Source organism: Micromonospora parva (assembly GCF_040649675.1).
GTDB lineage: Bacteria > Actinomycetota > Actinomycetes > Mycobacteriales > Micromonosporaceae > Micromonospora > Micromonospora parva.
Map to the genome: position 1 here is coordinate 75,156 of NZ_JBEZFX010000007.1, position 22,093 is coordinate 97,248.

The following is a 22,093-nucleotide window of genomic DNA, read 5'->3' on the forward strand; positions in this document are numbered from 1 at the left end:
ACTCCTCGGTGCTCAGATGAGGGCGGGTTCGGGGTGGGCGGGCTCGCTGGGCGGTGCCGGTGGGCGTCCGAGCGCCGGGTCGGCCGCGCCGCGTCTGGCGTGTCGGGCGAGCAGCACCCAGTTGGTGACGGCGAGAGTGCCCAGCAGCAGGCTGAACCCGATCAGCGAGGTGAGCATCAGCGGTGCGCTGACCGGCGAGACGGCCTGCTCGGTGGGGAGCAGCCCGTACGCCACCCAGGGTTGCCGGCCGACCTCGCGGGAGATCCAGCCGAGGATCACCGCGACGAACGGCAGTGGCAGGCCGAGCAGGATCAGCCAGAGCGGAAAGCGCAGTCGGATGATCCAGTCCCGGTAGAGCAGGGGCAGCAGGAGCCAGACGCACCCCAGTGTGAAGCCGATCAAGATCATGAAGCCCAGCCCGACGCTGGCGAGCGCGGGCGGCGTGTAGTCACCGGGGCCGAACCGCGTGGTCCACTCGGCGATCAGCGCCCGGCTCTCGGGGTTGTCGCCGCCGAACTTGGTCGGCTGTACCGAGCCGACCGGGCCGAACTGGGCGAAGCCGAAGCCCTGCACCATCGTGATGGCCAGCGCCGCGGTGATCAGGCCGATCCGCAGCGAGGTGCGGAAGAGCGCGAAGTCGGGGGTACGCCGGATCAGGTGCCCGGCGCTGACCGCCGCCATCAGCATCCCGCCGACCAGCAGTGCCGCCGAGACCACGTGCCCGAGGGCCATGCCGAGGCTGGGGTTGGTCAGCAGCGCACCGAAGTCGGTGAGGTGGGCGATCCCGTCGCGGACCTCGTACCCGACCGGGTTCTGCAGCCAGGAGTTGGCCACCATGATCCAAAACGCGGACGCGTACGCGGTGATCGCCACGCCCCAGAGCAACGCGAGGTGCACGCCCTTGCCGAGTCGGTGCCAGCCGAAGATCCACATCCCGAGGAACGTGGACTCCAGGAAGAACGCCACCAGCGTCTCGATGGCCAGGGGCGCGCCGAAGACGTTGCCGACGTAGCGCGACAGACCGCTCCAGTTCAGCCCGAACTGGAACTCCATCACGAGGCCGGTGGCGATGCCGAGCACGTAGTTGATCACGTAGAGCTGGCCCCAGTAACGCGTCAGCCGCTCCCACTTCGGGTTGCCGGTGAGCACCCAGGCGGTCTGCATGCCGACCAGCAGGGTGACCAGCCCGAGCGTGACGACGACGAACAGGAAGTGGATCGAGGTGGTGGTGGCGAACTGCAGGCGGGCGAGGAGCAGGGTGTCCATGACCAGCCCTCCATAGCTGTTGGCTCCCTTGTCATAGCCACCCTACACGTAGCCTGCCTACATGTAAGCCCTACTACGCCTTGTCGTAGAGAAGTCTACGACAGGGCGTAGTAGTGATGGGGTGCGAAGGTCGCGCTCGATCCTGGATGTAGTGGCCTCGTAGCCGTGGGATGCCACCAGATCCTGGATCGAGCGCGACCTTGACCGGACAGCGCGCGGCTGCGGGCCTACGGGCGCGGCGCGGGCGGCTCCGGTGCGTGGTGCGCGGGGGCCCGACGCGGCGCGCGGGGGCCTGAGGGCACGGCGGGTGAAGGGCGCCGGGGTCAGCTCAGGACAGGAAGAGGGTTACCGGGAGGGCGACCAGCATGGTGGCGACCGCGAGGGCGGTGGCACCGAGCACCCGGGGCGGCCGGTCACTGACCAGCAGACGCTGCATCCGTACGTCGAGATCCCGGTCGCCGACGCCCAGCGCGCCGGCCGGGGTGATCCGGTGCCCGGCGGCGGCGAACTGGCGCAGCGCCCCCGCCAGCGGGGCCTCGGCGTGCAGCTCGCGGGCCTTGTCGTCGGCGCGCATCTCGACCAGCAGGGCGACCCGCTCGTGCGCGTCGCGCACCCAGCCGAACCACGGCAGCGCCCGGCACAGCGCGGTGAACGGCAGCAGCACCAGGTCGTGCCGCTCGTTGGCGTGCGCCCGCTCGTGGCTGAGCACCGCGGCCAACTCGGCCCGGTCCAACAGGCTCAGCGTGCCGGCGCTGACCACCACCTGCGGCTTCACCCCCGGCAGGCAGTACGCGGCAGCGCTCGGATGATCCAACACCAGTGCGCCCGGCGCGGCCGGGTCGTTGCGGGCGACAAGGGAGAGCAGGTCCCGGTGGCGGCGCTGGGCGCGTACGGTGCCGTGGATGCTGCGCACCGTCGTCGTGACCAGCACCGCCCCGATGCCGAAGCCCACCCCGACGCCGGCCAGCTCGAAGGTGCCCATCCCGATCGGTAGGGCGCCATGGGCGAGGTCGTCGGCCAGGGCGAGCAGTGCGGAACCGGTCGGTCGGTCGTACGCGCTCAACCCGAGCGCCATCGGCAGGCCCATCGCCGAGAGGCCCAGCGCCAGCCCGACGGCCTGCCAGCAGACGATCGCCACCCGAGGGCTGCGCCACGTCCAGGTCGAACGGGACAGCACCTGGGCGGTCAGATAGCAGGCCAGCATCGTGGCGGCGAAGTGCACGGCGTACGCCATGGCGTGCGCCCTACCGCTCCGCTGCCTCGCCGGCGGGGCGTCGGCCCGCCGGCCCGCCCACGCGGTCGGTCAGCGCGTCGGCGCCGCCCTTGTCACCACCGGTGGCACCCGGCCCGGTCAGGCCGGCCTCGCTGCCCAGGGCGGCCCGCAGCACCTCGGCCTCGGTGCCGGTCACCGAGCGGGCGAACCGCACCAGCGCGGCGTCCCGGCTGCCACCCAGGTCGAGGGCGTCGAGCATGAGCTGGGCGATGTGTGCCTCGCGGCTGGCGGCCGGCCGGTACCGCCAGGCCCGTCCCTCCCGCTCCCGCTGCACCATGCCCTTGCCGGCGAGCCGGTCCAGCACCGTCATCACAGTGGTGTACGCCAGCTCACGGCCGTCGAGCGCGTCGGCCACCTCGCGCACGGTCACCCCGTCCGACGTGCCCGGGACCACGTCCCACAGCACATCCATCACCGCACGCTCAAGATCGCCCAACCGAGTCACGAATCAATCCTACCCCCGGTAGTAGACCCCCCACGCGCCCGCGCCCACCCCCAACCTGAGGGTGATCATGAGGTTGACCGGCCGAGCGAGATCGAACACCCGCCAACCCATGATCACCAACCAAGACCGACGGGCTGGCCGAAGATCCGCGCAACTTCAGCGATGTTGCTGCCTCCCGGGCGACGGAGGCAGCAACATCCCTGTTCTTGTGCAGATCTTGGGCTGCCGGCGGCGGCGGGGCAGGGCAAGGCGGGAGGAGGGGAGGCGGAGGGCGGCAACCGAACCCGAGGCAGAACCCCTGAGCTGACCCACCCGACGAACCTGGCCCACGTCAGGTTTTCCGGGGAGCCCTGCCCACGTAGGGATCAAGCCTGACCGCCCGGAGTGGGCAGGGCTCCCCGGAAAACCAAGAGGTCAACCCGGCGCTCACACCCCCTTGGGATGCCAGACCGTCTTCGTCTCCAGCAGCGCGGTCATCCGGGCCAGGCCCGGGTCGGCGAACCACTCCGCCGCACCGGACGCCGGCCGGAGCACCCGCTTGAGGTTCTCCGCCGCCTTGACCTCCAGGTCGGTGGCGAGCGAGGCGTCGGTGACCCCGGTCAGGTCGATCGCGTTGACGTCCATGTGCGCCGCCAGTGTCGGCGCGGTCTCGGTGATCGCGCCGGTGAGGATGTTGACCACGCCGCCGGGCAGGTCGGAGGTGGCCAGCACCTCGGCCAGCGTCACCGCCGCCAGGGGCTCGGACGGCGACGCCGCGACCACCACCGTGTTGCCGGTGACGATCGCCGGGGCGATCACACTGACCAGGCCGAGCAGCGCCGGCCGCTCCGGGGCGACCACCGCGACCACGCCGGTCGGCTCGGGTGCGGAGATGTTGAAGTACGGGCCGGCGACCGGGTTGGCGCCCCCGTACACCTGGGCGAGCTTGTCGGCCCAGCCGGCGTACCAGACCCAGCGGTCCACTGCCGCGTCCACCTCGTCGCCGGGAATGCCCAGGGCGACGAACTGCTCGCGGCGGCCCTCCAGCATCTCGGCGGCCCGGTAGAGGATCTGGCCCCTGTTGTACGCGGTCGCGCCGGCCCAGCCCTTCACGGCGGCGCGGGCGGCGACCACCGCGTCCCGGGCGTCCTTGCGGGAGGCCAGTGACACATTCGAGGACTGCACGAGATACGACCGTCCCGACTCGCTGCGCGGGAACTTCCCGCCGATGAAGAGCTTGTACGTCTTGCGTACCGCGACCCGCTCAGACATTGAGGTAACCCTCCAGCCCGTGCCGGCCGCCCTCGCGACCGTAGCCCGACTCCTTGTACCCACCGAACGGCGAGGTGGGGTCGAACTTGTTGAAGGTGTTGGCCCAGACCACGCCGGCGCGCAGCCGGTCGGCCATCCACAGGATCCGGGAACCCTTGTCGGTCCAGATCCCGGCCGACAGCCCGTACGGCGTGTTGTTGGCCTTTTCGACGGCCTCGGCCGGGGTGCGGAAGGTGAGCACCGACAGCACCGGGCCGAAGATCTCCTCGCGGGCGATCCGGTGTGCCTGGGTGACGCCGGTGAAGATGGTCGGCGCGAACCAGAAGCCCCGGTCGGGCAGCTCGCACGGCGGCGACCAGCGCTCGGCGCCCTCGGCGGAGCCGGCGTCGGACAGCTCGCGGATCCGCTCCAGTTGGGCGGCCGAGTTGATGGCGCCGACGTCGGTGTTCTTGTCCAGCGGGTCGCCGACCCGGAGCTGGGCCATCCGCCGCTTCAGCGACTCCAGCACCCGGTCGGCAACGTTCTCCTGCACCAGCAGCCGGGAGCCGGCGCAGCAGACGTGCCCCTGGTTGAAGAAGATGCCGTTGACGATGCCCTCGACGGCCTGGTCGATCGGGGCGTCGTCGAAGACGATGTTGGCGGCCTTGCCACCCAGTTCCAGGGTGAGCTTCTTGCGGGTGCCGGCGACCGACCGGGCGATGGCCCGACCCACCTCGGTGGAGCCGGTGAAGGCGACCTTGTCCACGTCGGCGTGCTCCACCAGCGCACGACCCGTGTCGCCGGCGCCGGTGAGGATGTTGACCACCCCGGCCGGCAGGTCGGCCTGCTGGCAGATCTCGGCGAAGAGCAGCGCGGTCAACGGGGTGGTCTCGGCCGGCTTCAGCACCACTGTGTTGCCGGCGGCGAGCGCCGGGGCGATCTTCCAGGCCAGCATGAGCAGCGGGAAGTTCCACGGGATGACCTGCGCGGCCACCCCGATCGGCTGCGGGTTCGCGCCGAAGCCGGCATGACCCAGCTTGTCGGCCCAGCCGGCGTAGTAGAAGAAGTGCGCGGCGACCAGCGGCAGGTCGACGTCGCGGCTCTCCCGGATCGGCTTGCCGTTGTCCAGTGACTCCAGGACGGCCAGCTCGCGGGAGCGCTCCTGGATGAGCCGGGCGATCCGGTACAGGTACTTCGCCCGGTCCCGGCCCGGCATCGGGCCCCAGACCTTGTCGTACGCCTTGCGGGCGGCGCGTACCGCGCGCTCCACGTCCTGGGCGCCGGCCTCGGCGATCTCGGCCAGCACCTCCTCGGAGGCGGGGTTGATCGACTTGAAGCTGCCACCGTCGGTCGGGTCGACGAACGTACCGTCGATGAACAGCCCGTACGAGGGCTTGAGGTCCACCACCGAGCGGGACTCGGGGGCGGGGGCGTATTCGAACATCGGCTATCAGTCCAGGGTGAAGTAGTCGGGACCGGAGTAGGTGCCGGTCGTCAGCTTGGTGCGCTGCATCAGCAGGTCGTTGAGCAGGCTGGACGCGCCGAAGCGGAACCAGTCCGGGTCGAGCCAGTCCGGGCCGACGGTCTCGTTGACCATCACCAGGTACTTGATCGCGTCCTTGGTGGTCTTGATGCCACCGGCCGGCTTCACGCCCACCTGCCGACCGGTCGCCGCGCGGAAGTCGCGGACCGCTTCCAGCATCACCAGGGTCACCGGCATCGTCGCCGCGACCGGGACCTTGCCGGTGGAGGTCTTGATGAAGTCGCCGCCGGCCAGCATGGCCAGCCAGGAGGCCCGCCGCACGTTGTCGTAGGTGGCCAGCTCGCCGGTCTCCAGGATCACCTTGAGGTGGGCATCGCCGGAGGCTTCCTTGGTGGCCACGATCTCGTCGTAGACCTCCTTGTACCGCCCGGCCAGGAACGCGCCACGGTTGATCACCATGTCGATCTCGTCGGCGCCGGCCGCGACGGCGGCCCGGGTGTCGGCCAGCTTGATCTCCAACGGCGCCTGGCCCGACGGGAAGGCGGTCGCCACGCTGGCCAGGTGCACACCTGATCCGCGCAGCACCTCGGCGACGTACGGGACCATCGCCGGGTAGACGCAGACGGCGCCGACGTGCGGGCAGGACGGGTCGGCCGGGTCGGGGCGCAACGCCTTCGCGGCGAGCGCACGCACCTTGCCCGGGGTGTCCGCCCCCTCCAGGGTGGTCAGGTCGACCATCCGGATCGCCAGGTCGATCGCCTGGGCCTTGGCGGTGGTCTTGATGGAGCGGGTGCCGAGCTGTGCCGCCCGCTGCTCCGCGCCGACCTGGTCCACGCCGGGCAGGCCGTGCAGGAAGGTCCGCAGAGCGGTCTCGGATCGTCCCAGCTCGGAGAGCTCCGACCGGGCCGACGTCGTTGTCGCCGTCATGCCGAGAAGTCTACGCACCGAAGCGCCGAGTGATCTTGCTCACGAGCGCTGAGTGACGTCCCGACGTGAGCGGCGTCCCTGGTCCGACCGCACCGGCACCGCCGCGCGCTACGGACCGGTAGGTTGAGCGATCGTGGACGTACACGTCATTGACCACCCGCTGGCCCAGTCCAGGTTGACCGCCATGCGGGACGCGCGCACCGATTCCTCGACGTTCCGGGCCGCGCTGCACGAACTGACCACCATGCTGGTGTACGAGGCGGCGCGCACCTTCCCCGTCGAGCGGTACCCGGTGCAGACGCCGGTCACCGGCACCGAGGGCACCCGGCTGGCCAACCCGCCGCTGCTGGTCCCGGTGCTGCGCGCCGGCCTGGGCATGGCGGACGCCGCGTTGGGCCTGCTGCCGGAGTCCTCGATGGGTTTTGTGGGCCTGGCCCGCGACGAGGTGACCTACGAGCCGCGCGCGTACATGGAGTCGTTGCCGCGCGACCTGACCGGGCTGCCGGTCCTGGTGCTCGACCCGATGCTGGCCACCGGCGGCTCGCTGGAGCACTCCTGTCGGCTGTTGGCCGAGCGCGGCTGCACCGACATCACAGTGCTCTGCGTGCTCGCCGCCCCGGTCGGCATCGAGCGGCTGGAGCGCTCCGGCCTGCCGTTGCGCCTGGTCACGGCCTCGATCGACGAAGGGCTCAACGACCGCATGTTCATCGTCCCCGGGCTCGGCGACGCCGGTGACCGCCAGTTCGGTGGCATGCCCCGCTTCTGAGGCGATACCCGGTCGGTACCGGGTTCGGCGGGTCCGTGCACGGGGTGCGCGGACCCGCTACCGTCTCCGGCCATGACTGGTGTTGCGCTCGCCGAGGAGTTGCTGCTCCTCGCCTACGACGACACGACCGGCAAGGCGACCATGCCGCGGATCAGCCTGGACCTGGGCATGGCCGCCGCGGTGCTGGTCGAGCTGGCCCTGGCCGGCCGGATCGCGTACGCCGACGGGTCGTTGACGGTGCTCGACCCGACGCCGACGGGCGAGCCATTCAGCGACGACGTCCTCAGCCGGATCGCCGCCGACACCCCGCACACCCCGGCGTCCTGGGTGCAGCGCCTGCGGCACGGCCTGCGCGACCGGATCCTCGCCGACCTGTGCCGGCAGGGCGTCGTCCGGGACGTGGACGAGACCGAGCTGGGCTTCATCCACGTGCACCGCTACCCGGTCGTGGACTCCTCCGTCGAGGCGGAGACCCGGCAGCGGCTGGCCGAGGCGCTGACCGGCGCGGCGGCCCCGGACGAGCGCACCGCCGCGCTGGCCACCCTGGTCGTGGTGCTCCGCATGGAGTCCGCGCTCGGGGTGAGCGGAGAGGCCGCCGCCGACGCTCGCCGCCGGCTGTCGGAGATCGCCACCGGCGCCGGGTTCTCCGGCGAGGTGAGCACCGACGACTCGGTGGTCCGCCCGTCGGTCGGCCTGGTCGTCGCCGCCCTGGCCACCGCCGTCGACCAGGCGCTCGGCCCGCGCCGCTGACCGTCGGGTCGACCCCGCTCGACGTGCCCTTTGCTCTGCACCCGCCCAGGCGCCACCGGACGACAGTCGAATGGCGCTTCCGCGGGTGCAGAGCAAAGGGCGGACTTGTTGTGGGTGGGTGCTGCGGGGTTCAGATGCCAAGGGCAGCGCTGACCTCGGCGCGGAGCGCGGTGACGGCCGACGCCGCCCTGCTGCGGGCCGTCGGTACGTCACCGTCCACGACCGGTTCCACCACCTCGAGGTACGCCTTGAGCTTCGGCTCGGTCCCGGACGGGCGGATCACCACCCGGGCCACAGCGGTGCGCAGGATCACCACGTCCGACTCGGGCAGCAGGTCCCGAACGCTGTCCACCGGCTGTCCGAGCAGGGTGGCCGGGGTGGTCGTCCGGATCCGGGCCATCGCGTCGGCGATGATCCGCAGGTCGTCCACCCGGGCGGAGAGCTGGTCGGTGTGGTGCACGCCGAACTCGGCGGCCAGCTCGTCCAGCCGGTCGGTCAACGTCCGGCCCTGCGTCTTCAGGCCGGCGGCCAACTCCGCCACGGTCAGCGCGGCGGTGATGCCGTCCTTGTCCCGGACGTGCTCCGGGGCCACGCAGTAGCCGAGCGCCTCCTCGTAGCCGAAGACCAGCGGCGCGCTGCCACCGCCGGCCCGCACGATCCACTTGAAGCCGGTGAGCGTCTCGTCGTAGGGCAGACCCCGGGCCGCGCACATCGCCCGCAGCAGCGACGACGACACGATCGTGGTGGCGTAGAGCCCGGTCACCCCCCGGCGCATCAGGTGGTCGGCGAGCAGGACGCCCACCTCGTCGCCGCGCAGCATCCGCCAGCCGTGGTGGTCGTCGCGGACGACCACCGCGCACCGGTCGGCGTCCGGGTCGTTGGCGATGGCGAGGTCCGCGCCGGTGGAGTCGGCCAGGGCGATCAGTCGGTCCACAGCACCCGGTTCCTCCGGGTTGGGGAACGACACGGTGGGGAACGCCGGGTCCGGCTCGGCCTGGTCGGGCACCACCCCGGGGGTCGGGAAACCGGCGCGGGCGAAGGCGGCGGTCAGCACCGCCGCGCCCACCCCGTGCAGCGGGGTGTACGCCACCGTCAGGTCCCGTGGCCCGTCCGGGTCGATCACCGCGGTGGCCCGTTCGACGTACGAGGCGACCAGGTCGTCGCCGAGCACCTGACCGGGCTCGCCCAACGGCACCTGGGTCAGCGGCCCGACCGACCGGATGGCCGCCTCGATTCCGGCGTCGGCGGGCGGCACGATCTGCGCCCCGGCGCCCAACTCGCCGCCCAGCTCCGCGCCGAGATAGACCTTGTAGCCGTTGTCCTGCGGCGGGTTGTGGCTGGCCGTGACCATCACGCCGGCGACCCCGCCGAGGTGCCGCACGGCGTACGCCAGCACCGGGGTGGGCAGCGGGCGGGGCAGCAGCAGCGCCGGGCGGCCAGCGCCGGTGGCCACCTGGGCGGTGCGCTCGGCGAACTGCCGCGAGCCGTGCCGGGCGTCGTACCCGATCACCAGCGGGCCGGTGCCACCCTGGGCCGCGAGCCAGGTGACCAGGCCGGCAGCGGCCTGGGTGACCACGGCGAGGTTCATGCCGTTCGGGCCGGCGCGCAGCGGGCCGCGCAGGCCCGCCGTGCCGAAGGTCAGCGGGCCGGCGAACCGGTCGGCCAGCTCCGGCGCGCTCGCGGGCAGCCCGTCGAGCACCGCCGTCAGCTCGTCCCGGCTGGCCGGGTCGGGGTCGTCGGCCAGCCAGCGCCGGGCTTGCTCACGAATGTCGTCGATGTCAGTGGTGTCCGCCGCCATGCCCCTTGATAGCACGGCGACGGATCATCCCTGTCGGTTCCCTCCGGCTCAGCCATCCCCGGTGAGCTGGAACGTGCGCGCCATCTCGTCGAAGATCGGCTTGCTCTCCGCGAACTTGGCGTCGGTGGCGGTGAGGTAGAACGAGTACGCCTTGCCGTCCTGCGCCACGCCCCGCCAGATGCCGTGCCGCATCACGTCACCCTCGCCGCAGGTGTACTCGAATTCGGCGGCGGGCTTGCTGGCCAGCTGGGTTTCGGTGGAGGACGAGACCTGGTTGTACGGCTTGACGCAGGAGGTGCTCCTGGTCTTGAGGCCGTTCTCGGCCGTCTCCGCCCACCGGGCGGAGCTGCTGGTCCACTTCTCGGTGATGATGCGGACCTTGCGGCCGCTGTCCTCCGGGTCGATGTAGTCGGTGTACGACCCGCCGGTGGCCTTCTTCCAGCCCTTCGGCACCATGACCTGGATCCCGCGCGCCGCGTGCTCCTGCATCTCGACGGCGGGGGCCGCCGGGGCGGACGGGGTGGGCTGCGCCGCCGGGGTGTTCGGCGACGTCTTGTCGTCGTCGCCGCCGGAGAGCGCCACCACGCTGAGCAGCAGCACGACGACCAACCCGCCGGCAGCGGCGAGCTGGACCTTGCGCGGCCAGCCCTTGACCGTGGTGACCAGCTGACCCCCGGTGGCACGGACCTTGTCCAGAGCGCTGCCGCCGGAGGTGGCGGGCGCGGTGGCCCAGGGCTGGCCGGTGCCCGGCACCGACCACTGGTTGCCGCCGTAGGTGCCGCCGACGCGCTGGGTGGCCTCCGGTGCGCCGCCGTACCCGACCTGCTGGGTGGCGTCGGCCGGGTTGCCGTAGCTGACCCGCTGGGTGGCGTCGGGGTGCCCGCCGGCGTCCACCCGCTGGGTGGCGTCCGCGTTGCCGCCGTAGGTGCGCCCGGCCGCCGGTCGGCCGGCGGCCGGCATCGCGCCGGTCGGCGTGTGCAGCGGGCCGGCCAACGCGTCGGCGCTGGTCTCGTCGAGCCCACCCGTGGCACCGGCAGCGGACGCTGCCTGCTGGCGCTTGCCCCGGCGCAACGAGGACAGCCGGTCGGTCAGGGACTCACCCGGGGCCAGCATCGCCGGGCCACCGATCTGGCTGTCCGGCTTGGGCTCCGGCTGGGCCGGCGGGAGGACGGGCACGGGGCGCTGCTGCACCGGCACCACGGCGTACGGGTCGGTGACCGAGTGCACCGCCGTCGCCGTGCTGCCCAGCGGGCCGGCGAGCAGCTCGCGCAGCATGGCCCGGGAGGTGTGCACGTCCAGTCGACGCGCCGGGTCCTTCTCCAGCAGACCCATCAGCACGCGGGTCAGCGGGCCGCTGCGCTGCGGCGGGGCGGGTGGGTCCTCCACCACGGCGTGCATGGTCTCGATCGGGTCGCCCTTGTCGAACGGGGGCCGCCCCTCGACAGCGGTGTAGAGCGTCACACCCAGCGAGAAGAGGTCGCTGGGCGGGCCGAACTCCTGGCCCATGGCCCGCTCGGGCGAGATGAAGTGCGGCGAGCCGAGCACCATGCCGGGGGTGGTGAGCTGCACGTCCGTGGGCATCCGGGCGACCCCGAAGTCGGTCAGCACGCACCGCCCGTCGGCGCAGATCAGCACGTTGGCCGGTTTGACGTCGCGGTGCAGTACGCCGATCGCGTGGGCGACCTCCAACGCGCCGAGCAGCGCGATGCCGATCTTCGCGACGGCGCGGGGCGCGACCGGCCCGTCCTCGATCACCATGTCGGCCAGGCTGCGGGCGTCCAGCAGCTCCATCACGATCCACGGCCGGCCGGCCTCGGTGACCACGTCGTACACCTGCACGACGGCGGGGTGCTGGATGGCGGCGGCGGCGCGGGCCTCGCGCAGGGTGCGTTCGTACATCGCGTCGCGGTCGCTGGGGGCCAGCCCCGGGGGCAGGACGACCTCCTTCACCGCCACGTCACGGCGCAGCAGGGTGTCTGTGGCACGCCACACCGTGCCCATGCCGCCGTTGCCCACCGAGGACCGCAGCGAGTACCGGTCACCAATGGTGGTGCCGGGCGCCGCTCGTCCGTTGGCGGGACTAACTGGTCCGCCGCTCCACGTCGGGATCTGAGTCACAGAAAAGCCACCGGGGGAAATCGAGGGGGGCTGGGACACAACCCCCCTATCTTGCTGGTTCCGACGCCCGATGCGAAAGCCGACGCGACGGACGTTTATCGAAGTCAACAGAACGTGCCCTGTCGTTCACCTGGTGTCGACCGGTCGGGACGCACTGTGCGGTATCCCTCACCCGACGACGTGGCCAGGCGTCCTACCATCCGGGGATGAACCAACGGCGGTCAAGTGAGTCCGGTTTCCCGATCAACGGCGTCTACACGGAGGCCGACCTTCCGGAGGACCTGGACTCCCGGCTCGGCAGCCCCGGCGAGTTTCCGTACACCCGGGGCGTCTACCCCACCATGTACACCTCCCGCCCGTGGACCATGCGCCAGTACGCCGGCTTCGGCACCGCCACCGAGTCCAACGCGCGGTACCACCAGCTGTTGCGGGCCGGCACCATGGGACTCTCGGTCGCGTTCGACCTACCGACCCAGATGGGCTACGACTCCGACGACCCGATCGCGCACGGCGAGGTCGGCAAGGTGGGCGTCGCCATCGACTCCATCGAGGACATGCGGCTGCTCTTCGCCGACATCCCACTGGACAAGGTGTCCACCTCGATGACCATCAACGCGCCCGGCTCGGTGCTGCTGCTGCTCTACCAGCTCGTCGCCGAGGAGAACGGGGTGCCGGGGACGGCACTCAACGGCACCATCCAGAACGACATCCTCAAGGAGTACATCGCCCGGGGGACGTACATCTTCCCGCCGAAGCCGTCGCTGCGCCTGGTGGCCGACACCTTCGCGTACTGCCGCAGGGAGGTGCCGAAGTGGAACACCATCTCCATCTCCGGCTACCACATGGCGGAGGCCGGTGCGACGCCCGCGCAGGAGATCGCGTTCACGCTGGCCAACGGCGTGGAGTACGTGCGGGCGGCGCTGGCCGCGGGGCTCGCCGTCGACGACTTCGCGCCCCGGCTGTCGTTCTTCTTCGTGGCCCGCACCACGCTGCTGGAGGAGGTGGCGAAGTTCCGCGCCGCCCGGCGGATCTGGGCCCGACTGATGCGCGACGACTTCGGCGCCAAGGATCCGAAGTCGATGATGCTGCGGTTCCACACCCAGACCGCCGGCGTGCAGCTCACCGCCCAGCAGCCGGAGGTGAACCTGGTCCGGGTGGCGGTGCAGGGGTTGGCCGCGGTGCTCGGCGGCACCCAGTCGCTGCACACCAACAGCTTCGACGAGGCGATCGCGCTGCCCACCGAGAAGGCGGCCCGGCTCGCGCTGCGTACCCAGCAGGTGCTGGCCTACGAGACGGACCTGACCGCCACCGTCGACCCGTTCGCCGGCTCGTACGTGGTGGAGGCGATGACCGCCGAGATCGAGGCTGCCGCCGTCGAGCTGATGGAGCGGGTGGCCGACCACGGTTCGGCGGTGGACGCGATCGAGGCCGGCTTCCAGAAGCGGGAGATCGAGCAGTCCGCGTACCGGATCGCCCAGGAGATCGACTCGGCGGAGCGGGTGGTGGTCGGGCTCAACCGGTTCACCGTGGACGAGGAGGAGCCGTACGAGCCGCTGCGGGTCGACCCGGCGATCGAGGCGGCCCAGGCCGACCGGCTGGCCCGGCTGCGCGCCGAGCGGGACGCCGACGCGGTGGCGCGGGCGCTGGCCGATCTTCGGGCCGCCGCCGAGGGTGCGGAGAACGTGCTGTACCCGATGAAGGAGGCGCTGCGGGCCCGGGCGACGGTGGGCGAGGTGTGCGGGACGCTGCGCGAGGTGTGGGGGTTGTACCGACCCTCCGACCGCTTCTGAGCGCGCTCGGTCGCGGCTCTACGGCCCGAGGGCACTGTGTGTCAGTCGGGCCGAGCGGGTATCCGGTCGGTTGAGCCGGGACGCACACCCTGTGCGCCCACGGTGGGTGGGTGCGTGTGAGCGTCCTTATCCGGCTCGTTGCGGAGTGTGGTCGGCTAATTGTCGGAGTGTCAGTTCACCACCCCGACTAATGCGACAATTTGGCAACGGGTTCCGACTGGTTCCGGGATTCGTGACCGCCGCGATTGGTTACGCGTTGTAGGAGGTGAGGGGCCGATGACGGCGTTCGACCGTGATCTACCTGCTGTCCCCCACCTCGACGAGCGCCCTCAGCAGGGCATACGTGACTCTGTGCGGTCCGATCATTACCGTAACGAGGTTGCGCAGCGTCACCGTCGGAGGTCTAGGCTGTCTGCTGTCCCCGATGATCCATCCATCTCTAGTGATCGAGAATTCGACGTGACGAGTGCGTTGACGCTGCCCACGGGTGGCCAGCTGGCGTCGTCCTGGCCGGAGACGCCACCCGGATCCCAGCCGTTGCCCCGCGAGCTGGATCACCTTCTCGCGCTCCGGGTACCGGGGCTGATCGCTACGCGCCGTCACATCCACTCGCACCCTGAGCTCTCCGGCAACGAGTTCGAGACGGCCGCGCTGATCGCCCGGGAGTTGTCGCTGGCCGGGTTGAGCCCGCGCCTGCTGCCCAAGGGCAACGGCGTGATCTGCGACATCAACGGCCGGCCGGACGGCCCGGTCGTGGCGCTGCGCGCCGACATCGACGCCCTGCCGCTCGACGACCCCAAGGACGTCCCGTACCGGTCGACCGTGGAGGGCGTCTGCCACGCCTGCGGGCACGACGTGCACACCACGATCCTGCTCGGCGTCGGCATGCTGCTCGCCCAGCTCGCCGACCTCGGGGAGCTGGACGGCCGGGTCCGGCTGATCTTCCAGCCGGCCGAGGAGATCCTGCCCTGCGGTTCGCTGGAGGTCATCGAGGCCGGCGGCCTGGACGACGTGGTGCAGATCTTCGCGCTGCACTGCGACCCGAACCTGCCGGTGGGCCAGGTCGGCCTGCGGGTCGGTCCGATCACCGCGGCCGCCGACAACGTGACAGTCCGGCTCTCCGGCCCGGGCGGGCACACCGCCCGCCCGCACCTGACCGTCGACCTGGTCGACGCGCTCGGTCGGCTGATCACCGAGGTGCCCGCCCTGGTCAGCCGCCGGGTGCCGGCCAACAGCGGCCTGCTGCTGGTCTTCGGCCACGCCTCGGCCGGCACCCGCTACAACGTCATCCCGTCCGAGGCGAGCGCCTCCGGCACCCTCCGGGTGATGGACCGCGACACCTGGGAGCAGGCTCCCAAGATCGTCGCTCAGGTGGTACGGGACGTGATCGCGCCGACCGGCGCCACTGTCGACCTGGAATACCTGCGCGGCCGTCCGCCGGTGTGCAACGACTCCCGCGCCATCCAGGTGCTGACCGCCGCCACCGCCGCCGCGCTCGGCCCGGAGGGGATCGCCGAGACACCGCAGAGCATGGGCGGCGAGGACTTCTCCTGGTATCTGGAGTACGTCCCCGGCGCCCTCGCCCGGCTCGGCGTGGGTCGTTCCGGCCCCAACGTCGACCTGCACCGGGGAAGCTTCGACGTGGACGAGCGGGCCATCCCGGTCGGCGTCCGGGTCATGGTCCAGACCGCGCTGCGGGCACTGGCGGCGGCGCGCTGACCGGTGCGACCAGCGCCGGGGACCTGCGCCGCCGGCGCAGCACCACCAACAACACCGCCAGCGGTACGCCGAGCGCCACCAGCCACGGCAGCAACGCGCCCAGCACCGTCAGCAGGACGGTCATCGAGACGACGAACGCCTTCCAGCCGCCCCTGAGCCCCACCAGGAAGCCGGTCTCGTCCTTCTCCTCGGTGGCCTTCGCCGCCGGTCCGGCCAGCGCCACGGTGATCGTGGAGAGGGCGGTCAGGTCGGCCAGGCGTCGCTTCTTGGCCTCCAGCGAGGCCAGGTCCGCCTCCCGGCGACCCAGCTCGTTCTCCAACGACACCAGGTCGGTGATCGAGGTGGCCCGGGCCAGCAACCGGCGGGCGCTGTCCACCCGTGCCCGCTGACTGGTGATCCGGGCGTCCAGGTCGACGGTCTCCTCGGTGACGTCCTGAGTGTTGATCTCCCGGTTCTGCTGCCGACCGAGCTTCGCGATCTCCTCCACCACGCCGGTGAACTTCGCCGCCGGCACTCGCAGCACCAGCTCCGCCACCGCGTCGGCGTCGGCGCTGCGCCGCTGGTCCCCACCGACGAAACCACCGGCCCGAGTGGCCACGGCGGTGGCCTCGCGGGCGGCCGAGTCCACATCGTCCACCTGCACCCGCATCGTTCCGGTGTAGATGATCGCCCGCTGGTCCACCCGCAGGTCCGGTGCGCCGGCACCGGCCGCCTCCGGTGCGCCCGCGGCGGCGTCCCGGGGCACCTCACCGCCCTTGGCCGGCGGCGCCTCGACCGCCGAGCCGGCGGTGTCCTGTGCCCCACTGTCGCCGGCGCCGCATCCTGTCAGTGCCAGCGCGGCCGCCAGTGCTGTCGCCGCCAGCAGCGCACCGCGGCGTCGTCCCACCCGTCCGTCCATCCCCGCTCCCATCGTCGTCAACCGGTGTGCGATAGCTCGGACGCGACGCACACTCCGGCTGGTTCCGGCAGACTGCGCTGAGGACGTCACGATTCGATAATCGAGGAGTCACGATGCGACTCACCAAGTACGCCCACTCCTGCCTTCGGGTGGAACACGATGGGGGAATCCTCGTCGTCGACCCCGGGGTGTTCAGCGACACCACGGCGGCGCTGGACGGTGCGGACGCGGTGCTGATCACCCACGCGCACCCCGACCACCTCGACCTGGCAGCGGTGCGCCTCCAGCTCGACCGACGGCCGTTCCCGATCCACGGCCCCGCCTCGCTCGCCGAGGCCCTTGGGGACGCGGCCGACGCGCTGCGCCCGGTCGACGTCGGTGAGTCGTTCACCGCCGCCGGGGTCGCCGTGCGCGCGTACGGGGGGCGGCACGCCGTGATCCACCCCGAGATCCCGGTGATCGACAACCTCGGTTACCTGATCAACGACGTGGTCTACCACCCGGGCGACTCCCTGGTGGTGCCCGACGAGACACCCGTCGACACGCTCTTCGCGCCGATCCACGCCCCCTGGTCGAAGTTCTCCGAGGTGCTCGACTTCATCCGCGCGGTCGCGCCGCGGCGCGCGTACGCCCTGCACGACGCGCTACTCAACGACAACGGGCTGGGTGTGCTGAACCGGCAGTACTCGGCGATGTCCGGCACCGAGTACCAGCGACTGGAACCCGGCAGTCGGGTGGACGTCTGACCCGATGCCCGGCCTCTCCGCGGAGCTGGTGCAACAGCTCTACCGCACCCCACCGGACCGGTTCGTGGCCGCCCGGGAGGCCGCCGTGGCGCAGGCCCGCCAGGCCGGTGACCCGGCCACCGCCCGGGAGCTGGCCCGGCTGCGTCGCCCGACGGTGGCCGCCTGGTTGGTGAACCTGCTCGCCATCCGACGTCCGGAGCTGGTCGCCGATCTGGTGCAACTCGCCGACGCCCTACGGTCCGCCCAACGGGAGCTGCGCGGACCCAAACTGCGGGAGCTGTCCGCGCAGCGCCGGGCGGTGGTCGGCTCCCTGGTCGCCGAGGTGCGCAAGCTCGCCGCGGCCGAGCCGGACGCGCCACCGGCGAACCGGCTGCCCCTGGCCGAGGTGGAGGCGACGTTGAACGCGGCCTTCTCCGACGTCGAGGTCGCCGAGCAGGTGCGGGCGGGTCGGCTGCTGCGGGCGGCCAGCTACGCCGGCTTCGGTGAGGTGCCCCGGCCACAACTGCGGCTGGTCACCGGCGACGGCGAGGAGCCCGACGAGGAACGCCCGGCCCGCCGACCCGGCGCCCAGCGAGGGCGACCCGAGGCGGCACCCCGTACGGATCGGGCGGCCGAGCGGGCCGAGCGGGCCGCGCAGCGGGCGGCCCGAGCCGAGCGGGCCCGGCAGCGCCGCGCCCTGGACCGCGAGTTGGCGAAGGCCCAGGCCGACCAGGAGCGGGCCGAGGCGGAACTGACCGAGGCGACCGGGCAGGAGCGCGACGGTGCGGCCGTACTCGATGGGCTTGAGGCGGAGCTGGCCGAGCTGGAGCGGCGGCGCGCGGTCGCCGAGCAGGATCTCAGCCGGGCCAAGCTCGCTCGGCGGGCCGCCGAGCGGGCGGTCACCGTGGCCCGGCGGCGCGCCGGGGAGGTCGAGGCGGCGATCGAGGCACTGGCGGCCGAAGAGGGGGATGCGGACGCGGGCGGTGGCGCGGCAGACTGAGCATTGATGGACGACGACGAGTGCGCGGGCCGTGCACGGTGGGTGGCCGTGGATCGGGGCGTGGTCGGGCGCGGCGGTTCGGGCCGCGCGAAGAGGGCCCCGCGGTGACTCCGGAGCAGGTCGCGGCTGCCAGCAAGCCCGTCGTGCTCGACCTGGGCGACGCCTTCAGCCGGGACCCGACCACGTTGCGCCGGGCCCGACTGCTCGGCATCTCCGGGTGGGCCTTCTACATCAGCGGCCGGGCCGGCGCGCTCGGCGATGTGCGGGCCGAGACAGCCGCCGCCGCCCTCGGGTTCATCGCCCCGGACGCCGTCGCCGACGGTTGGGACGCCGCCGCCCGGGTCGTCCCGCCGTTCCAGGTGGCCGCCGCGAGCCTCGCCGAATGCTGCCGGTGGGGGGCGCAGCAGCTCGGCCCCCTGCCCGGTGCCGAACGCCTGTCCGCGCTCGTCGAGCGGGCCGTCGTCGCGGCCGACGCCAGCGGGATGCCGCTCTTCGCCGCGTGGCGGGCCATGCCCCTTCCGGACCTCTCTCCCGGGGCCCGCAGCGCCGCCGGGCTGCGGCTGCTCCGGGAACACTTCACCGGCGCCTACCTGCTCGCGGTACGGGCCGCCGGGATGACTCCGCTGGAGGCGGTGCTGGCCGGGCCGGAGGGGGAGGCCGGGGCGGTGGCCTGCGGGTGGCCGCCGCCGTACCCGCCGATCGGGCCGCTGGTGCGCCGCCGGCTCTGGGCGGAGGCGGTGACCAACCGGTTGGCCGCGCCGGCGTTCACCGCCCTCGGGCCCGCCGACGGCGCCGAGTTGGTGGAGTTGCTGCACCGCACCCGGGTCGACCTCGGCTGAGCCTCCGCCAGCCGGAAAATGGGCGGCGCCCCGGCGGCTCGGCTGCCAGGATGTCCTGCCGTGACCCTTCCCGCTGGTTGGACAACGCGCCGCCCCACCCTCGACGACGTGCCGGCGATCCTCGCGGTGGTGCACGCCGCCGACACCTTCGCCATCGGCCACCCCGACTTCGACGCCGAGGACGTCACGGCGTCACTGACCGCCAGCCACTTCGACCCGACCCGGGACTCCTGGTTGGCGATCGACCCGGACGACACAGTGGTCGGCTGGGCGACGGTGGACAACCCGAGCGGGGTGGGCCGGGAGTTCGTGGAGGTCTACGTCGAGCCGGTGCGGGGCGCCGCCGTCCGCGCGCCGCTGCTGGTTCGCCAACTGGACCGGGTCGCCGAACGCGCGGCCGAGCGCGGGTTGCCGTCGCTCACCGTCCGCTGCGCGGTCTTCGCCCCCGAACATGACTGGGAACAGACCCTTCGCGCGCTCGGTTTCGCCCGCGTCAAGCGGTACGTCCGAATGAGCCGACCGTTGGACGACCTGCCCGACGAGCCGGCCGCACCCGCGGGCGTGACCGTGCGGCAGGTCCGCCCGGACCACGAGACCGACCTGGTGGAGTTCCACCGGATCTACGAGGCCGCCTTCGGTGACACCCCGGACCACGAACCGTTGTCGTACGAGCGGTGGCGGGCCCGCATCGGCGACCTGACCGCCTGGGACGAGTGGTTCGTCGCCGAGGTGGACGGGGTGCCGGTCGGCGCGTTGCAGTCCTCGGATCAGGCACTCGACCAACAGTCGGGCTGGGTGAAGACCCTGTCGGTGCTGTCCGCGTACCGTCGCCGGGGTGTGGGTGCGGCGCTGCTGCGCCGCGCCTTCGCCCGCTACGCCGAGAAGGGGCGGAAGTCGGCCGGTCTGGGCGTCGACCTCACCAACCCGACCGCCCCGCTGTCGCTCTACCGGTCGGTGGGCCTGCGGGAAACCCACTGGACCGACATGTACGAACGGTCCGTCCCGGCGGCCCGTGTGTGATTGACGACCCCGGGCGGGCCCGACCGGCCCCGCGGTCGACAGCGGTAGCAGACTGGAGGCGTGCGATACGCGCTGCTACGCCGACGCGGTGCCGGTGGGGCGGGCCCGCAACTCGGTGACGTAGTCGTCCGGGGCGCCCGCCTTCTCGGCGGCGTTCGCGATCTCCGACAGGTACCACGAGGTCGGCAGGCCACCCTCGTACCCGTTGAAGACGTAGATCCACGCGGTCACGTCGCCGTCGAGGGTGGAAACCCGGACGTGCAGCTTGCGGTACGTCCCGGCGGCGACGCCCTCCAACTCGTCGAGCTGCTCGGCGTCGTACGGGTGGATGTCGTAGAGCGCCACGAAGACCCGGTCACCGGGAGACTCGACGAGGGTGCTCACCGCACCCTCCCAGCCGATCACGTCCGCCCCGGCGAAGGTCAGCCGCCAGCCCTCCAGCCAGCCGGTGCCCACCATCGGCGAATGCGGACAGTAGGCACGCATCCGGGCGGGGTCGAGATTTGAGCCGTAGGCGGCGTGATGACGCACGGCGATGACGATAGCCCGGCCGACGGGTGGGGGAGAATACGACAGTGCGTGTCGAACGCGTTCGGGAGAAGAAAGTCACTGTGAGCATGGACGAAGGGCGAACGCTGTGAGCCAGATCGTGATCATCGGTGGGGGGCCGGCCGGGTACGAGGCGGCACTGGTCGCCGCCCAGCTGGATGCCGATGTCACCGTGGTGGAGGCCGACGGGGCCGGCGGCGCCTGCGTGCTCTCCGACTGCGTACCGTCGAAGACCTTCATCGCCAGCTCGGGGGTGGTCACCGGATACCGGGACACCGAGGAGTTCGGGGTGCACTCGGACGGCCTGGAGGCGGTCACCGTCGACGCGCGGGCGGTGCACGAGCGGGTCAAGCGGCTGGCCCTGGCGCAGTCCGCTGACATTCACGCCAAGCTGCTGAAGGCGGGCGTCACCTTCGTGGCCGGCACCGCCCGGCTCGGCGAGGACTCCCTCGGGCACACCCACCGGGTCGTCGTCAGCCCCGCCGACGGCGGCGAGGAGTACTCGATCGACGCGTCCACCGTGCTGGTGGCCACCGGCTCGACACCCCGTCAGCTGCCCACCGCCGTACCGGACGGTGAGCGCATCCTGACCTGGCGACAGGTGTACGACCTGCCGGAGCTGCCCGAGCACCTGATCGTCGTCGGGTCCGGCGTGACCGGTGCGGAGTTCGCCAGCGCGTACCTGGCCATGGGGGTCGAGGTGACCCTGGTCTCCAGCCGCGACCGGGTGATGCCCCACGAGGACGCCGACGCCGCCTCCGCGATCGAGCGGGTGTTCCGCAACCGGGGCATGGAGATCCTCAACAACTCCCGGGCCGACGCGGTCCGGCGTACCGCCGACGGCGTCGAGGTGGAACTCTCCGACGGCCGTAAGGTGACCGGCTCGCACGCGCTGATCACCGTCGGGTCGATCCCGAACACCGCCAACCTGGGCCTGACCGAGTACGGGGTGCAGCTGGGCCGGGGCGGCTACGTGACAGTCGACAGGGCCTCCCGGACCAACGTGCCCGGCATCTACGCCGCCGGTGACTGCACCGGCGTGCTGCTGCTGGCCAGCGTCGCCGCCATGCAGGGCCGGATCGCCATGTGGCACGCGCTCGGCGAGGCGGTCCGCCCGCTGCGGCTGCGGACCGTCGCGGCGAACGTCTTCACCGATCCCGAGCTGGCCACGGTGGGTGTCTCGCAGGACGAGGTGGACGCGGGCAAGGTGCCGGCCCGACAGGTGATGCTGCCGTTGTCCGGCAACGCCCGGGCCAAGATGGACGACCTCTCCGACGGCTTCGTGAAGTTGTTCTGCCGTCCGGCCAGTGGTCAGGTGATCGGTGGTGTGGTGGTCGCTCCGAAGGCCAGCGAGCTGATCCTGCCCATCACCATGGCGGTGGAGAACAACCTCACCGTCAACGAGCTGGCCCAGACCATCACCATCTACCCCTCGTTGTCCGGCTCGATCACCGAGGCGGCCCGCCAGCTCATGCTGCACGAGCTGGAGTAGCCGCC

Annotated in this window: 19 protein-coding genes; 9 read left to right on the top strand and 10 right to left on the bottom strand. The window is 72.0% G+C overall.

All coding sequences use genetic code 11. The annotated features are described in order from the left end of the window. Positions 1-12: 12 nt before the first annotated feature. From AB0C03_RS18655 to deoC, 6 genes are all read right to left on the bottom strand, one after another. Entirely contained in the window at positions 13-1,266 is a 1,254-nt protein-coding gene (locus tag AB0C03_RS18655) for a cytochrome ubiquinol oxidase subunit I (RefSeq protein ID WP_357638055.1), read from the bottom strand. 328 nt (positions 1,267-1,594) lie between these two features. Next, positions 1,595-2,500: a M56 family metallopeptidase gene (locus AB0C03_RS18660; protein ID WP_030328996.1), complete on the bottom strand. Its 906-nt coding sequence runs from the start codon at positions 2,498-2,500 to the stop codon at positions 1,595-1,597. A gap of 10 nt (positions 2,501-2,510) precedes the next feature. Continuing rightward, positions 2,511-2,984: a BlaI/MecI/CopY family transcriptional regulator gene (locus AB0C03_RS18665; protein ID WP_245233531.1), complete on the bottom strand. Its 474-nt coding sequence runs from the start codon at positions 2,982-2,984 to the stop codon at positions 2,511-2,513. A 426-nt stretch (positions 2,985-3,410) separates the two neighbouring features. Continuing rightward, on the bottom strand, positions 3,411-4,235 hold the full coding sequence (locus AB0C03_RS18670; RefSeq protein WP_210860883.1) for an aldehyde dehydrogenase family protein: 825 nt from the start codon (positions 4,233-4,235) through the stop codon (positions 3,411-3,413). After that, positions 4,228-5,658, bottom strand: a complete 1,431-nt coding sequence (locus AB0C03_RS18675) for an aldehyde dehydrogenase family protein (RefSeq protein WP_030328990.1) — start codon at positions 5,656-5,658, stop codon at positions 4,228-4,230. Before AB0C03_RS18675 ends, AB0C03_RS18670 begins: the two co-directional genes overlap by 8 nt. Positions 5,659-5,664: 6 nt before the next feature. After that, positions 5,665-6,624 carry a deoxyribose-phosphate aldolase gene (deoC, locus tag AB0C03_RS18680; protein WP_030328982.1) on the bottom strand — a complete coding sequence of 320 codons (960 nt, stop codon included), beginning with the start codon at positions 6,622-6,624 and terminating at the stop codon, positions 5,665-5,667. A gap of 133 nt (positions 6,625-6,757) precedes the next feature. Here deoC and upp point away from each other — a divergent pair, with 133 nt between their 5' ends. Together upp and AB0C03_RS18690 are read left to right on the top strand one after the other, a co-directional pair. After that, complete coding sequence (gene upp, locus AB0C03_RS18685) at positions 6,758-7,390, top strand: uracil phosphoribosyltransferase (protein ID WP_285793059.1); 633 nt, start codon at positions 6,758-6,760, stop codon at positions 7,388-7,390. 72 nt (positions 7,391-7,462) lie between these two features. Then, on the top strand, positions 7,463-8,140 hold the full coding sequence (locus AB0C03_RS18690; protein WP_030328978.1) for a GOLPH3/VPS74 family protein: 678 nt from the start codon (positions 7,463-7,465) through the stop codon (positions 8,138-8,140). 130 nt (positions 8,141-8,270) lie between these two features. Here the strand turns inward: AB0C03_RS18690 and AB0C03_RS18695 are convergent, their stop codons facing one another. Both AB0C03_RS18695 and AB0C03_RS18700 read right to left on the bottom strand, forming a co-directional pair. After that, positions 8,271-9,938 carry a phospho-sugar mutase gene (locus AB0C03_RS18695; RefSeq protein WP_357638063.1) on the bottom strand — a complete coding sequence of 556 codons (1,668 nt, stop codon included), beginning with the start codon at positions 9,936-9,938 and terminating at the stop codon, positions 8,271-8,273. Between the two features lie 48 nt (positions 9,939-9,986). Continuing rightward, the gene (locus AB0C03_RS18700; RefSeq protein WP_357638066.1) at positions 9,987-12,056 is read right to left on the bottom strand and encodes a serine/threonine-protein kinase; all 2,070 of its coding nucleotides are present in this window, start codon (positions 12,054-12,056) and stop codon (positions 9,987-9,989) included. A 206-nt stretch (positions 12,057-12,262) separates the two neighbouring features. Here AB0C03_RS18700 and AB0C03_RS18705 point away from each other — a divergent pair, with 206 nt between their 5' ends. Beyond that, the gene (locus tag AB0C03_RS18705) at positions 12,263-13,846 is read left to right on the top strand and encodes an acyl-CoA mutase large subunit family protein (protein ID WP_357638069.1); all 1,584 of its coding nucleotides are present in this window, start codon (positions 12,263-12,265) and stop codon (positions 13,844-13,846) included. A 459-nt stretch (positions 13,847-14,305) separates the two neighbouring features. Further along, positions 14,306-15,565, top strand: coding sequence for an amidohydrolase (locus tag AB0C03_RS18710; RefSeq protein ID WP_030328968.1), 1,260 nt, complete (start codon positions 14,306-14,308; stop codon positions 15,563-15,565). Here the strand turns inward: AB0C03_RS18710 and AB0C03_RS18715 are convergent. Beyond that, positions 15,522-16,484, bottom strand: a complete 963-nt coding sequence (locus AB0C03_RS18715) for a DUF4349 domain-containing protein (RefSeq protein WP_081883711.1) — start codon at positions 16,482-16,484, stop codon at positions 15,522-15,524. The two genes, AB0C03_RS18710 and AB0C03_RS18715, sit on opposite strands and share 44 nt — an antisense overlap. 92 nt (positions 16,485-16,576) lie before the next feature. Here AB0C03_RS18715 and AB0C03_RS18720 point away from each other — a divergent pair, with 92 nt between their 5' ends. The 4 genes from AB0C03_RS18720 (at position 16,577) to AB0C03_RS18735 (ending at position 20,047) form a co-directional block, all read left to right on the top strand. Continuing rightward, positions 16,577-17,209 (top strand): MBL fold metallo-hydrolase, encoded by a 633-nt coding sequence (locus AB0C03_RS18720; protein ID WP_030328964.1) that lies wholly within the window; start codon positions 16,577-16,579, stop codon positions 17,207-17,209. 4 nt (positions 17,210-17,213) lie between these two features. Further along, positions 17,214-18,188, top strand: a complete 975-nt coding sequence (locus tag AB0C03_RS18725; protein WP_357638074.1) for a coiled-coil domain-containing protein — start codon at positions 17,214-17,216, stop codon at positions 18,186-18,188. A 104-nt stretch (positions 18,189-18,292) separates the two neighbouring features. After that, a complete protein-coding gene (locus AB0C03_RS18730; RefSeq protein WP_030328958.1) occupies positions 18,293-19,027 on the top strand; it encodes an SCO6745 family protein in 735 nt (244 codons plus the stop codon). A gap of 60 nt (positions 19,028-19,087) precedes the next feature. Then, positions 19,088-20,047 (top strand): GNAT family N-acetyltransferase, encoded by a 960-nt coding sequence (locus tag AB0C03_RS18735; protein WP_210861232.1) that lies wholly within the window; start codon positions 19,088-19,090, stop codon positions 20,045-20,047. A gap of 75 nt (positions 20,048-20,122) precedes the next feature. On the opposite strand, the gene AB0C03_RS18740 is transcribed toward AB0C03_RS18735, so the two are convergent. After that, positions 20,123-20,578 (bottom strand): gamma-glutamylcyclotransferase family protein, encoded by a 456-nt coding sequence (locus AB0C03_RS18740; RefSeq protein ID WP_030328953.1) that lies wholly within the window; start codon positions 20,576-20,578, stop codon positions 20,123-20,125. Between the two features lie 106 nt (positions 20,579-20,684). Here AB0C03_RS18740 and AB0C03_RS18745 point away from each other — a divergent pair, with 106 nt between their 5' ends. Continuing rightward, positions 20,685-22,088 carry an NAD(P)H-quinone dehydrogenase gene (locus tag AB0C03_RS18745; protein WP_030328951.1) on the top strand — a complete coding sequence of 468 codons (1,404 nt, stop codon included), beginning with the start codon at positions 20,685-20,687 and terminating at the stop codon, positions 22,086-22,088. Positions 22,089-22,093: the final 5 nt, after the last annotated feature.

Bases quoted from the DNA above. Each gene is read 5' to 3' on its own strand.
- AB0C03_RS18655 (WP_357638055.1), bottom strand. From the start codon at position 1,266: ATGGACACCCTGCTCCTCGCCCGCCTGCAGTTCGCCACCACCACCTCG.
- AB0C03_RS18660 (WP_030328996.1), bottom strand. From the start codon at position 2,500: ATGGCGTACGCCGTGCACTTCGCCGCCACGATGCTGGCCTGCTATCTG.
- AB0C03_RS18670 (WP_210860883.1), bottom strand. From the start codon at position 4,235: ATGTCTGAGCGGGTCGCGGTACGCAAGACGTACAAGCTCTTCATCGGC.
- AB0C03_RS18675 (WP_030328990.1), bottom strand. From the start codon at position 5,658: ATGTTCGAATACGCCCCCGCCCCCGAGTCCCGCTCGGTGGTGGACCTC.
- deoC (WP_030328982.1), bottom strand. From the start codon at position 6,624: ATGACGGCGACAACGACGTCGGCCCGGTCGGAGCTCTCCGAGCTGGGA.
- AB0C03_RS18690 (WP_030328978.1), top strand. From the start codon at position 7,463: ATGACTGGTGTTGCGCTCGCCGAGGAGTTGCTGCTCCTCGCCTACGAC.
- AB0C03_RS18695 (WP_357638063.1), bottom strand. From the start codon at position 9,938: ATGGCGGCGGACACCACTGACATCGACGACATTCGTGAGCAAGCCCGG.
- AB0C03_RS18705 (WP_357638069.1), top strand. From the start codon at position 12,263: ATGAACCAACGGCGGTCAAGTGAGTCCGGTTTCCCGATCAACGGCGTC.
- AB0C03_RS18720 (WP_030328964.1), top strand. From the start codon at position 16,577: ATGCGACTCACCAAGTACGCCCACTCCTGCCTTCGGGTGGAACACGAT.
- AB0C03_RS18725 (WP_357638074.1), top strand. From the start codon at position 17,214: ATGCCCGGCCTCTCCGCGGAGCTGGTGCAACAGCTCTACCGCACCCCA.